The sequence below is a fragment of the Streptomyces tibetensis genome (assembly GCF_040647715.1).
Taxonomy (GTDB): domain Bacteria; phylum Actinomycetota; class Actinomycetes; order Streptomycetales; family Streptomycetaceae; genus Streptomyces; species Streptomyces tibetensis_A.
This window is the reverse complement of the sequence record NZ_JBEZCR010000003.1, coordinates 65649-78211: the sequence shown is the minus strand read 5'-3', so window position 1 is coordinate 78211 and position 12563 is coordinate 65649. Positions and strand designations below refer to the sequence as shown.

Here is a 12563-nt window from a genome sequence, read left to right as displayed (position 1 = left end):
GGACCCTAACGACCGCCCCCTGCAAGGGCAGTGGCCTCCCCCGCACCCCTAGAAGGGCAGTGGCCTTGCCCGCACCACCTCCAGCCGTGACACCGCCCGGGTCAGCACCACGTACAGCCGGTGCAGCCCCCGTTCCTCCGCCTCGGCGATCGCCGCCGGCTCGACGGCCACGACCTGGTCGTACTCCAGGCCCTTGACCACGCTCGCCGGCACCAGAGCGACCCGCGCGCCGAGTTCGTCCGGGCCCGCCACCTCGATGCCGGCGGCGTCCAGAGCCGCCCGCACCCGGGGAACGTCCGCGTCCGCCGCGACGACCCCGACCGACCCCTCCCGCCCGAGTGCGTCGCGTACGGCCGCCACGACCGCCCCGGCCACGCCGTCCACCGTGGTCTCCCGCATCCGCAACTCCCCGTCCCCGCGCAGCGAACGGGCGGCCGGCACGTCCACGTCCAGCCGCTCCAGCAGCCGGTTGGCCAGCCCGACGACCGCCCGCGGCACCCGGAACCCGGTGGTCAGGGCGACCACGGCCGCGTCCGGTTTCCCCAGGTGCGCGAGGACCGTACGCCACGACCGCGCCGCCCACGGCGTCGTCCCCTGCGCCAGATCGCCCAGCACCGTCAGCGAACCGAAGCGGGCCCGGCGTGCGATGGCCCGGCACTCCATCGGGGACAGGTCCTGCGCCTCGTCGACGACGACGTGCCCGTACCCCTCGGGATGCCCGATCAGCCCGGCCACCTCGTCGAGCAACACCAGGTCGGCGGCCGACCAGCGCGCCGACTTCCAGGACCGGGGCGGCCGCTCCCACAGCAGCGCCCGCTGCTCACCCGCGTCGAGAAGCCCCTCGGCGGCCGCCGCCAACACGTCCTCGTCGCCGAGCAGTCCGGCCACGACCTCCTCGGGCCGCACCCGCGGCCACACGGCGTCGACGTACGCCGACACCGGCCGCGCCCGCTCGATCCGCCGCACCCAGGCGTTCGGGGGCGGCCCGGCCCGGCGCTCGGCCTGCTCGCGCAGACACCGCACGATCCGCGCCCGCACCCGCTCCCGCCCGACCCCGTACGGCGGCTCCTCCTGCCGCACCCCGTCCACGATCTCCGCCAGCACCCCCGCCGGGACCCGCCACCGGTACGACCCGTCCGGCACGTCGAGCGACGTCCCGCCGCCGTCGGCGCGCACCCGCGCGTACAGCGCCCCTCGCAGCACCTCGGCCATCCGGGCGTCGTGCTTCACGACCGCGGCCGGTTCCTCGTCCACGCCCCGGACCGGGCACCGGGCGATCTCCTCCGCCAGCGTCGACTGCCGCACACCGGTCTCCCCGAGGGCCGGCAGCACCTCGGCGATGTACGACAGGAAGGTGCGGTTGGGTCCGAGGATCAGCAGGCCGCCGCGCCGGATGCGCTGCGGGTGCGTGTAGAGCAGGTACGCGGCCCGGTGCAGCCCCACGGCGGTCTTGCCGGTGCCCGGCGCGCCCTGCACACACACCGACACCGCCAGGTCCGCCCGTACGAGGTCGTCCTGCTCGGGCTGGATCGTGGCGGCGATGTCCCGCATGGGCCCGACCCGGGGCCGTTCGATCTCCTGGGTGACGATCTCGCTGTCGCGGGTCTCCCCCCGCTCCAGGTGTTCGTCCTCCAGGCCGGTGAGGTCCGCGGAGTCGCCCCGGCTGCCGGGCGCCCAGCCGAACCGCCGCCGCACGGCGACGCCCTGCGGGTCGCGGGCCGAGGCCTGGTAGAAGGCGCGCGAGACGGGCGCGCGCCAGTCGACGACGAGGGGCGGTTCGGCCGGGTGCTCGGAGATCCGCAGCCGCCCGATGTGCAACGGCCCGTCCCCGCTCTCCAGGGCTCCGAAGAACAACGGCCCCTCGGGCAGTTCCCGCAGCGCCTTCGCGTGGCTGCGCAGCCGGTACCCGAGGACTTCGGCATCGGCCCCGGACGACACGTTCTCCCCGATGACGACCTGTTCACCGGCGTCCTCGACCATCGCGGCGAGGGCGGTCCGGCAGCGCTCGTGATGGGCGCGTTCCGTGTCGAGGGCGTGCTGGAGGGCGGGCTCGGTCGAGGTCATCCGCCGAGCGTACGCGAAAATGCAACCGAGTTAAATAAATTACCGAGTTTCACTTGAGGTGCGACGGCAGCCCGGCCGCGAGCCGGCCGAACGCCCGTTCCGCCGCCGCCACCGCATCCGGCCGCACGTCCGCCACCCGCTCCCCCGCCGCGATCCGCCGCCAGTTCTCCAGGGCGAGCACCCGCAGCACGGCCATGATCTGCCCGGCGGCCAGCCGCGCGTCCAGATCCCCCCCGAGCACATCGGCGAGCGCGGCCTCCGACCGCTCCTGGTGCGCGTGCGCCCGGGCCACCAGGGAGGGCGTCCCGTACAACAGGGTGTGGAAGGCCAGCACGTCGGGACGGTCGTTGAGCCCGGTCACCGGATCCCCACGCTCCAGCCCGTCCACGAAGTGCCGCCGCAACGCCTCGACAGGCGCGGTCCCGGCCCGCTCCGCGACCACCCGGGCGGCCTCCCCCTCGTGGTCGGCGATCCGGTACAGCACCAGATCCTCCTTGGCCGGGAAGTACCGGAACAGCGTCGGCTTGGAGATCTCGGCCGCCGCCGCCACCTCCGCGACCGACACGGCGTCGAACCCCTTCTCCAGGAAGAGCCGCACGGCGATGTCCGACACGGTCTCGTACATCCGCTGCTTCTTGCGCTCACGCAGGCCGGGGGTGCTCATGCCCGGGAGCCTACGCAGTGCCGGGGGCGCTAGTGCAGCGGCACTAGGTCGCGCGGGCGAGGTACGGGTTCGTCGTGGAGCGCGTGGGGAGGCCGAGGGTGGCGGTGGCGGCGGCGAGGGTCACCGCGTAGGAGTCCACCGCCCGCCGGACGTTCGGGGCGTCCCGGCTCGCTCCGGTCACGATGCGGTCCAGGTCGACATAGGCGGAGCGGACGATCTCCAGCCAGCGGTACACCTGCCAGTCCCTGCGCCAGTCATGGGTGTACTCGGCCGGCAGCCGGCGCTCCCAGCGGCGGAACATCCGCTCCCTGATCTCCGGCCGGGTCGGCGTGAGGTGCATGTGCCGGACGAGGTCGTACAGGGGGTCGCCGACGACGGCCATCTCCCAGTCGATGATGGTCAGCGCCAGGTGGTCGTCACGGCGAACGAGGTTCCAGGGGTTCAGGTCCCCGTGCAGCAGGGCGGGCTCACGCTCGCTCACCTCGTGCCGGGACAGGATCAGCCGCAGGCGGTCCGCGTCGGGCAGTCCGAGATGCCGCGCCAGTTGCTGCGACTCCTTCGGCAGATCCCGTACGAGGGCGACGAGCTGCTCCCGCAGCCAGCGGTGGAACCGGCCGTCGCCGGCCGTCGGATCGAGCTGCTTGTACCGCACGCGCGTCAGGGCGCACAGCTGGTCCACCAGGCCGTCGGCCTCGTGCGGCAGCAGGCCGTGGACGGGGTGGCCGGGGGGCCGGTCCACGTCCCGCGGCCCGACGTAGGTGTGGAAGGCGATGGTGTCGCTCTGCGACGTCTCGCCCAGTGCGAGCACCCTCGGCGCCGCCACGTCGGCGGACGACTCCTCGATCGCCCTGAGGACGGCGTGCTCGCTGAGGAAGCCCCGCTCCCGCCGGCACACCTCGGGCAGCTTCCGCCGGACGACCACGGGCGGGTCGACGCCCGGCACCGTCACCACGGTGTTCAGGTGGGCGGTCCCCTTGAACACCCGGCCCGCGGGAGCGGCTCCCTCCGCCAGCAGGGCGTCCCGCACCGCGGTGGGCGGGAAGTCCGGGCACTCCGGAACGCGCCGGTCGGGTCTCCACTCGAACGCCTTCGCGATCCAGGCCCGGCCGCTGAGGTCCCCGTTCATGCGCGACACCAGCCAGCGGAACAGGACCCGCTTGATCTCGCCCCCGCGCGGCACCTTCGTGAGGCGCAGCGGTTCCGCCGCCGCATCGAGGGCCCGGCGCACCTGCGCGGTCGCCTCGTCCAGACTCGTCTGCGTGAACGATTCCTCCAGGGACCGGGCGGCCCGCATCACGTCCGGGAAGACCGACTGGGCCCGCTCGAAGGCCAGGTAGTGCCGGAGGTCCCTGGCCAGGCCGTTGACGGCGGCCGGACGGGCGTCCTGCATGGCCGCGGCCCACGCGTCGACCACATCGGCCCACTGGTCGCCCGGGTACCGCATACGGACCAGATGCGTCGCGAGGTCGTGCAGCGGGTCGCCGTAGGTGGCGAGCTCCCAGTCGACACAGACGAGGGGCGGCTCACCCGCGCGCGACACGATCACGTTGTCCCGGTGCAGGTCGGCGTGGAGCAGGCTGAAGGGCCGCCGGGCCATCGCGGGAACCCGTCCGGCCAGCTCGGCCAGCGCGTCCTCCGGAATGCCGAGCGCGGCGAACAGCCCTCCGAAAGCCGCCCAGTTGGGCCCTTTGATCTGCCGGTCGGCCAGCTGGACCAGCGTCTGGAGGAAGCCCTGACTGTCCGTGTCGTTGCGGGGCCAGACCGGCGGGAGGGCAGGCAGCGCGCCACGCCGTACGTGTGTCATCCGGGCGAGCAGACCCGCCAGGGCCTGGACGAGCAGGGTGTCCACGGGCTTGCCGTCGCCGCAGACGCTGGAGAGCGGAACACCTTCCACAAAGGTGTGGACGGCGAACCCGTCCAGCGTGACCAGGCACTCCGGCGCGTGGGGCAGGACTCCCCGGACCGCGTCGAGGATCTTCGCCTCGTGCTGCCAGGTCCGGATGACGACGGGCAGCGTGTCCGGACGCCGGACCCGGACGGTCACCGGCGTCCCCGCCGGCCGCCCGACCACGCGGGCCATGTCCTCCGTGAGCGGGAGGACGTAGTTCCGGTGGTGGTGGCCGCCGGTCGCCTGCCCCAGCTCGGCGGCCCGCTTCGCGAAGGCCCGGCAGACGGCGTCGTGCGAGGCGCGTTCCCCGTACAGAGGACGGGGAAGAGGGGGTGCGCCCACTGGCCGCTCCGGAAGTGCGAGTGAAGTACGAGTGAAGACGAGCGAAGTACGAGTGCAGTGCGAAGGGGTGCCGGTCAGGCAAACCGTAGGTTCGCGGCCGGTGCCGCGCAGGGCGGAGTGAGCCGATAAGGGTGGTTTGCCACCCATCTGCATGAGGTGGCGCAAGCGTGTTCGACGGCGGGCCGGTTGGCCCTTTCACATACGAACGAGGACGAGCGTTTGACTCAATCGCTGCACGGTGCGGGAATGCTACACCCAGCCGCCCCTCGGCCCTCTCCAACCTCACCCGTGCCTTTCCGCTACTCAGGACGCCCGGAAGCGCCTGCGTTGCGCAGCAGCCGCAACAGCGGCTCCAGGGACTCCAGCACCACGTCGGCCCCGACCGCCCTCAGGAGCTTGGCCTTCCCTCCGCTCCGCGCATAGCCGAGGAAGGGCACCCCGGCCCGCCCGGCCGCCTCGTGGTCGGAAGGCGTGTCTCCGATCATCAGAGCGTCACCCGGCGCCACCCCCATCGCGTTCAGCGCCCGGTTCAGGCAGTGCGGATCGGGCTTCAGATGACGCAGCTCCCGGGTCCGGCCGTAGATGTGGGGAGCGAAGCAGCCGACGATGCCGCGCTTCTCGAGGTAGGTGCGGGCCACTCGTGGCGAGTTGTTCGTGGTGATCGCCAGGCGGGAACCCACCGCCGTCCAGGTGCGTATCAGCGGGTCCGCGTACGCGGTCGGCCACGCCGAGGAAGCGGCCCGCAGCTCCTCCTGGGTGAGACGCTCCTCCAGTTCGGCGACCAGGTCGCTGCCGGGGTGCCGGCGGTCCACCGCCCGCAGCACCACCTGCGGGTCGAGGGACTCCCGCTCGGCGTCGGTCAGCAGGCCGTGCAGGCCCCGGCTCTCGAGCCAGGAGACCAGATCGGTCGCCACCTGCTCCGCCGAGTGGCCGGCGAACAGGCGGCAGATGGGCCCGTCGAAGTCCCAGAGCACGACACGCGCGCGTCTGGCCAGATCGCGAAGTTCGTACGGATCGTTCTCGGTCTCGATTGTCACCGCATCAGTCTGCGCCGCATCAGGAGTCACTAGGAGAGTGTCAGGTCCGTCGTGATGGTTTCCCAGAGGGCGTTGAACCACTTCTGGGATTCCTTTACGAACGCCGCGTCCCGCCGGCCCGTCCGCTGCACGAAGGAGAACAGCAGGGACTGGGAGCCGAGGACGTCGTACATGTCCAGGGTCTGGCTGCCCCATTCCTCCTCGCGCCTGGTCAGCATGTAGTAGCCGATCAGGGCCTCCTCCTCGTTGAGGAGGTACAGCTTCACCGGTGGGGTGAAGGGCAGCGCCCGGAACGTGACGTGCACGTCGATGCCGTGCGTCGAGCGCAGTGCCCGCAGGTTGTGCTGGAGGACCTGCCCCTGGGCGTTGCGCATGGTCAGCCAGCGCTGGTGGACCGGGTTGTCGTCGCCGTGCGCCTCGACCGGTACCGGGAACGCCAGCTCGATGTCCCGGGACGGGACCAGGATGCGGACGTCGATCGACTCGGGGTGGATGCGGCCCTCGTGGATCAGGCGCAGCGGCTCGCCGATGGCGACCATCAGCGTCTCCGCCGTGTGGCAGACCACGTCGACGCGGACGCGCCGGGCGGAGAACGCCTCGGTCAGCCGCGGGGCCAGACCCACCATGGTCGGCTGGGGTTCGCCGCGGGCGGGAGCCGGGGCGGCTACCCGGGGCGGGCTGCCCTTGCTGACGTCGGCGAGGAGACCGTCGTCCTGGAGGACCCGCAACGCCTGGCGGACCGCGCCGCGCTCGACGCCGAACCGCTCCGCGAGTTCGGCCTGGGTGGGCAGGCGGTCTCCCGGCTTGAGCTCGCCGGCCCGGATGCGTTCCCGCAGGCTGTCGGCGATCTCCTGGGGCGATGACCTTCTGCTGCCGTTCACTGCCACGTTCTCCGCCACGCTCTCCTGGGTCACGACCAAACGCTACAACCCTGATCCATCTGACGGGAGTTGCTTGAAAGTTGTTTATAACTAGGGGCCAAGTGGGGACAACTTAATCAGAGTTGGTTGCCAACTTCTCGGAGTTGGCGGAAGTTTTGCTTCCGGACTTCCGAAGGGGGAACACCGATGCCCGCCCTCGCTCTCCTCTCCGCCGCCTTCGTCGTCGCCTTCGAACAGATCGTCCAGTGGAAGTACGGTCCGGCCGGCCTCGTCGGCCTGATCCTTCTCACCGTCGGCGTCAAGGCCAAGAGCCCGGCCGTCAGCTCCGCGGGAGCCGTCGTGCTCGCGCTGCTGATCACGGGCCCCGCCCGATGAGTCACCGCACCACCCCGGAACGACCCGTGGGGGACGTCAGCTCGTGAGCACCAGCTCCGAACTGATCGTCTCCCACAGTGCGTTGAACCACAGGTGCGACTGCTCCACGAACGTCGTGTCGCGCAGCCCGGCGCCCTGCCGGAAGGCGAACAACATGGACTGGGTGCCCTGGGCGTCGTACAGCGCCGGCTGCTCGTGATCCGTCTCGGCCTCCCGGCGCGTCAGCGTGTAGTACGCGAACAGCGCCTCCGTGCCGTTCAGCAGGTACAGCTTCACCGGCGGGGTGAAGGGCAGCGCCCGGAACGTGACGTGCACGTCGATGCCGTGGGTGGCGCGCAGGGCCAGCAGGTTGTGCTGGAGGACCTGCCCCTGGGCGTTGCGCATCGCAAGCCACCGCTCGTGCACCCAGTCGTCCCCGCGCCCCTCGACCGGCACCGGGAAGGCCAGGTCGATGTCCCGGCTCGGCAGCAGCACCCGGACGTCGACCTTGGCCGGTTTCAGCCGTCCGGCGTGGATCTGCCGCAGCGGTTCACCGATGGCCAGCGTGAGGGAGATGGACGTCAGGCACACGGCGTCGATCTCGACGTGCTCCGCCGCGAACGCGTCCGCTATCCGGGGAGCGAGGGCCACCGTCGTGGGCCGCGGCGGCGCTTGCGGGCCGGTCAGCGCACCGACGGGGTCGGGCGCGACGGTCGCTGGACTGCCCTTGGACACGTTGGTGAGCAACCGCTCGGACTGCAGGATCCGCAGGGCCTGCCGGACGGCACCGCGCTCGACGCCGAACTCTTGGGCCAGTTGGGCCTGGGTGGGCATGCGCTCACCGGGGCGCAGCGCCCCCGACCTGATCCGGGCGCGCAGCTCGTCGGCCACCTGGTGATGTGTTCTCTGTGGCCGTCCTGACCTCTTCCGTCCGTTGACGGAGTCATGTTCCGGGTCCACACCCGAACAGTACAACTTCCCGCCATCTTTGGGCAGTTCAGGGAAAGGTGGTTATGAGCCGCTTCCAGGCGGAGATAAGAACAGAGAAGTTGGTAGCCAACTTGAGGAACATGGTCTGACCTTCCAAGGGTTGGCCACCCGCACAGGGACTCCCTTCCGGAGGGGAGCCGGGAGTCCCGTCCGCCGGTACGGCCGCACTTTCAACCACAACTGAACAGCTCGCTACGGATGCGGGTCCCAGCACACCAGCGGCCACCGCCGGCACACCGGCAGGAGGGAGCGGCTCAGAACATGTCCGGGCACCAAGGCCGCCTGGACGTACGCAGCAGGGCGTCGGCCTTCCGGGCGGCGCCCACTCGTCCTTCGTGCACCCGCCCCAGCGCCACCAGCCGCACCGTCGACTCGTCCCCGAGCCACAGCGCCGCCAACTCGCCCAGGCCCAGTTCGAGTTCCGCGCTCTCGGTGGTCGGCGTGCAGGACGCTCCCTCGGGCGAGGCCTCCAGCCGGTAGCGCCCGCCGGTCAGCCCGTCGACACCGGCGACCTCCAGCACCAGGGCCCCCTGGCCCTCGTACGTCCGCGCCTCGAGCGCCCGCCGGACGTCCAGGATCCGCACCCACAGCCAGTCCGCGAGCGAGGTGATCCGGGCCGCCCTCGGGTCCGGCAGGAAGTGCGGGAGCAGGTCGTCGGGCGCCCGCCAGCCGCTCTTGACCTTCACGACCCAGTCGACGGAGCAGACGTACTCCCACAGCGCGCGTTCCGCGCCCGGTGTGGTGCCGAGCAGCCACCGCACGGTCGCCGTGTTCAGCGGCTGCTTGCCGTCGCCCCAGTGGTCGTCCACCTCGTAGGCGGCCATGCCCTCGACCTCGCCGGACGCCGAGCGGTACACGGCGTAGAAGGGCTGCTTCCACGTCGGGTCCCAGCGCAGGACGCCGGTGTTCACCTTCCACCACGTCTCGTCGCGGTCGACGGCGCCGGGCAGGCCGCGACGCAGCCGCTCGTGCAGTTCGGGGCCGAGCTTGCGGACGTCCTCGCCCTCCACCAGATCGATCCGGCCGCCGTCCGCCGGGCCCGCCCAACGGGCGTCGAGACCCGCGCGCGGCACGTCGACCGTCCACTCCGCCATCCAGGTCGCGGGCCCGAAGCCGTAGCGCCCGTAGATCGGGTACTCGGCGGCGATCAGCGTCGCGACGACGTCCCCGCGGTCCTTGGCGGCCGTCAGGTCCTTCGCCATCATCCGGCTGAGCAGTCCGCGCCGGCGGTGGGTGGCGGTGACGGTGACGCCCGAGATCGCGTCGGCCGGGACGGTGGCCCCGCCGACGGCCGTGAGCTCCTGGTCGAAGGAGCGGAAGGTCGCCACGCACCTGCCGTGGTCGAAGGCCCCGAGGTAACGGCCCTCGACGAACCGCCCGCGCCGGCCCTCGACCTCCTCCTCGGTGAGAGCGGACGCCCGCAGGAAGCCGGTGTTCACGGCCCGCAGCCAGTCGGCGAACTCGCCTTCCGTGATCGGGCGTATGTCGATGTCGTCGGCACGGGGCATGGGGGTCATGACCTCACGCTAGGCACAGGACCGGTCGGTGTCGCGCGAATATCCGACCGGCCCTCCTCCGGCCCCGGAGCTTCGGCCCCGAAGCGGCTCACACCAGCAGGTCGTCGACCTGGGCCTCCCCCTCGCGGTAGCGGCGGGCGATCTCCGCGCTGCACTCGTCGGCCGTGCGCTGGAGCCGCTGACGGCGCCGGGAGACCTGCTGCTCGTGCCGCTCGAGCCGCCCCATCGCCGTGTTCAGCTCCAGGTCCGTGCGCGCAGCCAGGTCGGACAGCTCGACCTCGGCGAGCATCTCCGCCGCCAGCCGCCGGAACTCCTCGCCCTGCGGGGTGCCCAGGGTGACGTGGCGGGCCGAGGAGCGGTGCCGGGCCGGGGCGTCCCGCAGGATCTCCGCCAGCCGCTCCACCACCGAGGTCTCCTCGGCCACGGCGACGGAAGCGGCGCCCGCCGGGGCACGCCGGGTCACCTCGGCGCGCAGGATGTCGATGCGCCCCTGGAGCAGCCTCCGCAGATAGCTCAGGTCGGCCTCGTCGCGCTGGGCCTCGCGGCGCAGCGTGCGCAGCTCGGGCAGGCTCAGCGCGGGCAGCTGGGGCCCGGAGGTGTCCGACGGCAACCGCGGGCTGTCCGTGCGCTGTGTGGGCGGCCGGTGGTACTCCGACGCGCCGATCCCCGTGTACGTCGACCGGAAAGCCGCCTGCTGCTGTCCGGTGCTTGATGTGCTCATGTGCCTCAACCGTCCCCTCGACCGGTGTGTCCAAGCATCGTGCCACCCCAAGTGGCCGCTATGGGAACGAGTGCCCCCGATAGACCCCAGATGGGCGGTATAGCGGCAAAATACGTCCGTGCAGGGGCTGTTGGCGCCCGCGCAAACCACCCTTTCGGGCCATGCGCCGTCCGGCCGCGGCGCGAATGTCACCGCCCTGCATGATGGACGTATGCGAGCAGTGGTGCAGAGGGTGGACGGCGCGAGCGTCGTCGTGGACGGCGAGACCGTGGGTGCGATCGAGGGCGAGGGGCTGTGCGTCCTCGTCGGCGTCACGCATGAGGACACCAAGGAGAAGGCGGCCCAGCTGGCCCGCAAGCTCTGGTCGATCCGCATGCTGCACGACGAGAAGTCGTGCAGCGACATCGACGCACCGCTCCTGGTGATCAGCCAGTTCACCCTCTACGGCGACGCCCGCAAGGGCCGCCGCCCCACCTGGAACGCCGCCGCCCCCGGCGACGTGGCCGAACCGCTGGTCGACGAGGTCGTCGCCCAACTGCGCTCCCTGGGCGCGACGGTGGCCACGGGCCGCTTCGGAGCGGCGATGAGGGTATCGCTGACGAACGACGGCCCGTTCACCGTGCAGATCGAAATCTGACCCGAAAGATCTACAAGTCCTACGGCTCGACGACGACTTCCTGGGCCGCGGCGGTGTCCCCGGCCACCAGGGGGGCGTCCGGCGGCACGTTCCGCTTCACCAGGGCCAGGGCGACCGGACCGAGCTCGTGGTGGCGGGCGGACGTCGTGATGAAGCCGACCTTGCGGCCGTCAGGACCGTCCTGCGCGAGCCGCAGCTCCGTCCCGGCCACCGGCAGGTGCACCTCGCTGCCGTCGAGGTGCAGGAAGACCAGGCGGCGCGGCGGCTTGCCCAGGTTCTGCACCCGGGCGACCGTCTCCTGCCCCCGGTAGCAGCCCTTCTGCAGATGCACCGCCGAGCCGATCCAGCCCAGCTCGTGCGGGATGGTGCGGTGGTCGGTCTCAAAACCGAGCCGGGGCCGGTGCTGCTCCACGCGCAGCGCCTCGTAGGCGAGCAGCCCGGCGGGCGGCCCGGCCTGCGCCGCGTACGCCTCCAGGTCGGCGCGCGGCAGGAACAGGTCCCGGCCGTGCGGCGTCTCCCGCACGACGACGTCCTCGGGGACCTCGGCGATGGAGCCGGCCGGGAGGTGCACCACGGCGATGTCGTCCGTGCGGTCGGCGACCTCGACCTTGTAGAAGAACTTCATCGACTCCAGGTACGCGATCAGCGCCTCCTGGGTGCCCGGCTCCACATGCGCCCAGACCGTCCCGCCGTCGTCGACGAGGTACAGCGCGTGCTCGATGTGGCCGTTCGCGGAGAGGATCAGCGCCTCGGTCGCCCGGCCCGCCGGCAGGTCGCTGACGTGCTGGGTGAGCAGCAGGTGCAGCCAGGCCAGCCGGTCCTCACCGGTGACGGCGACGACCCCCCGGTGCGAGAGGTCCACGAATCCGGTGCCGTCGGCGAGGGCGCGCTGCTCACGGAACAGGTCGCCGTAGTGGGCGGCGACGCCTTCGTCCACGCCCTCGGCGGGGACGGCGCCGGGCAGGGTCAGCAGGGGGCTCTTCATATCCGTAAGCCTACGACTCGGTAGTTGAAGCCTTGAGCGTGCAGTCCTTGCACCGGCCGAAGATCGCGAAGTGCTTCATGTCGGTGTCGAACCCGAAGGTCTGCCGCAGCTTGTCGGTGAACTCCGCCGCCACCGAGACGTCCGCCTCGATCACGTTCTGGCAGTCCCGGCAGACCAGGTGGATGTGGTGGTGCCGGTCCGCGAGGTGGTACGTCGGCGCCCCGTGCCCCAGGTGCGCGTGACTGACCAGGCCGAGCTCCTCGAGGAGCTCCAGCGTCCGGTACACCGTGGAAATGTTGACCCCCGACGCCGTCTTCCTCACTTCCACGAGGATGTCGTCGGGGGTCGCGTGCTCCAGGGCGTCCACGGCTTCGAGCACGAGTTGCCGCTGCGGGGTCAGCCGGTAGCCGCGCTGCCGCAGATCACTCTTCCAGTCGGTGCTCACCACACCCAAGAGTCTAGGACCACCGGCACGGGACCGGT

Annotated in this window: 12 protein-coding genes; 2 read left to right on the top strand and 10 right to left on the bottom strand. The window is 71.7% G+C overall.

What is annotated here, in order from left to right; genetic code table 11:
• Positions 1-48: 48 nt before the first annotated feature.
• From AB0B29_RS08900 to AB0B29_RS08880, 5 genes are all read right to left on the bottom strand, one after another.
• Complete coding sequence (locus tag AB0B29_RS08900) at positions 49-2064, bottom strand: HelD family protein (RefSeq protein ID WP_362235913.1); 2016 nt, start codon at positions 2062-2064, stop codon at positions 49-51.
• Positions 2065-2113: 49 nt separating this feature from the next.
• Positions 2114-2728, bottom strand: a complete 615-nt coding sequence (locus AB0B29_RS08895) for a TetR family transcriptional regulator (RefSeq protein ID WP_362235911.1) — start codon at positions 2726-2728, stop codon at positions 2114-2116.
• A 43-nt stretch (positions 2729-2771) separates the two neighbouring features.
• Positions 2772-4958 carry a phosphotransferase gene (locus AB0B29_RS08890; protein WP_362235909.1) on the bottom strand — a complete coding sequence of 729 codons (2187 nt, stop codon included), beginning with the start codon at positions 4956-4958 and terminating at the stop codon, positions 2772-2774.
• Positions 4959-5257: 299 nt separating this feature from the next.
• Positions 5258-5995 carry an HAD family hydrolase gene (locus AB0B29_RS08885; RefSeq protein ID WP_362235907.1) on the bottom strand — a complete coding sequence of 246 codons (738 nt, stop codon included), beginning with the start codon at positions 5993-5995 and terminating at the stop codon, positions 5258-5260.
• Between the two features lie 29 nt (positions 5996-6024).
• A complete protein-coding gene (locus AB0B29_RS08880) occupies positions 6025-6915 on the bottom strand; it encodes a winged helix-turn-helix domain-containing protein (protein ID WP_362235904.1) in 891 nt (296 codons plus the stop codon).
• A gap of 147 nt (positions 6916-7062) precedes the next feature.
• Here AB0B29_RS08880 and AB0B29_RS08875 point away from each other — a divergent pair, with 147 nt between their 5' ends.
• Positions 7063-7251 (top strand): hypothetical protein, encoded by a 189-nt coding sequence (locus tag AB0B29_RS08875; RefSeq protein ID WP_104787582.1) that lies wholly within the window; start codon positions 7063-7065, stop codon positions 7249-7251.
• A 36-nt stretch (positions 7252-7287) separates the two neighbouring features.
• Here AB0B29_RS08875 and AB0B29_RS08870 read toward each other — a convergent pair whose 3' ends face one another.
• The 3 genes from AB0B29_RS08870 to AB0B29_RS08860 all read right to left on the bottom strand — a co-directional run bounded on the left by AB0B29_RS08870 (position 7288) and on the right by AB0B29_RS08860 (position 10458).
• Entirely contained in the window at positions 7288-8205 is a 918-nt protein-coding gene (locus AB0B29_RS08870; protein ID WP_362235901.1) for a winged helix-turn-helix domain-containing protein, read from the bottom strand.
• A gap of 269 nt (positions 8206-8474) precedes the next feature.
• Complete coding sequence (locus AB0B29_RS08865) at positions 8475-9728, bottom strand: GNAT family N-acetyltransferase (protein WP_362237210.1); 1254 nt, start codon at positions 9726-9728, stop codon at positions 8475-8477.
• A 97-nt stretch (positions 9729-9825) separates the two neighbouring features.
• Complete coding sequence (locus AB0B29_RS08860) at positions 9826-10458, bottom strand: RsiG family protein (RefSeq protein WP_362235898.1); 633 nt, start codon at positions 10456-10458, stop codon at positions 9826-9828.
• 211 nt (positions 10459-10669) lie between these two features.
• Between AB0B29_RS08860 and dtd the strand changes: the two genes are divergently transcribed.
• Entirely contained in the window at positions 10670-11095 is a 426-nt protein-coding gene (gene dtd, locus AB0B29_RS08855; RefSeq protein WP_030242984.1) for a D-aminoacyl-tRNA deacylase, read from the top strand.
• 19 nt (positions 11096-11114) lie between these two features.
• Here the strand turns inward: dtd and ygfZ are convergent, their stop codons facing one another.
• Positions 11115-12080 (bottom strand): CAF17-like 4Fe-4S cluster assembly/insertion protein YgfZ, encoded by a 966-nt coding sequence (gene ygfZ, locus AB0B29_RS08850; RefSeq protein ID WP_362235895.1) that lies wholly within the window; start codon positions 12078-12080, stop codon positions 11115-11117.
• Between the two features lie 10 nt (positions 12081-12090).
• Positions 12091-12528, bottom strand: a complete 438-nt coding sequence (locus tag AB0B29_RS08845) for a Fur family transcriptional regulator (protein ID WP_362235892.1) — start codon at positions 12526-12528, stop codon at positions 12091-12093.
• Between the last annotated feature and the right edge of the window lie 35 nt (positions 12529-12563).

What these genes read in the sequence shown, in the direction of transcription:
- AB0B29_RS08865 (WP_362237210.1), bottom strand. Translation starts at nt 9,728, where the DNA reads ATGCCCCGTGCCGACGACATCGACATACGCCCGATCACGGAAGGCGAG.
- AB0B29_RS08860 (WP_362235898.1), bottom strand. Translation starts at nt 10,458, where the DNA reads ATGAGCACATCAAGCACCGGACAGCAGCAGGCGGCTTTCCGGTCGACG.
- AB0B29_RS08895 (WP_362235911.1), bottom strand. Translation starts at nt 2,728, where the DNA reads ATGAGCACCCCCGGCCTGCGTGAGCGCAAGAAGCAGCGGATGTACGAG.
- AB0B29_RS08900 (WP_362235913.1), bottom strand. Translation starts at nt 2,064, where the DNA reads ATGACCTCGACCGAGCCCGCCCTCCAGCACGCCCTCGACACGGAACGC.
- dtd (WP_030242984.1), top strand. Translation starts at nt 10,670, where the DNA reads ATGCGAGCAGTGGTGCAGAGGGTGGACGGCGCGAGCGTCGTCGTGGAC.
- AB0B29_RS08875 (WP_104787582.1), top strand. Translation starts at nt 7,063, where the DNA reads ATGCCCGCCCTCGCTCTCCTCTCCGCCGCCTTCGTCGTCGCCTTCGAA.
- ygfZ (WP_362235895.1), bottom strand. Translation starts at nt 12,080, where the DNA reads ATGAAGAGCCCCCTGCTGACCCTGCCCGGCGCCGTCCCCGCCGAGGGC.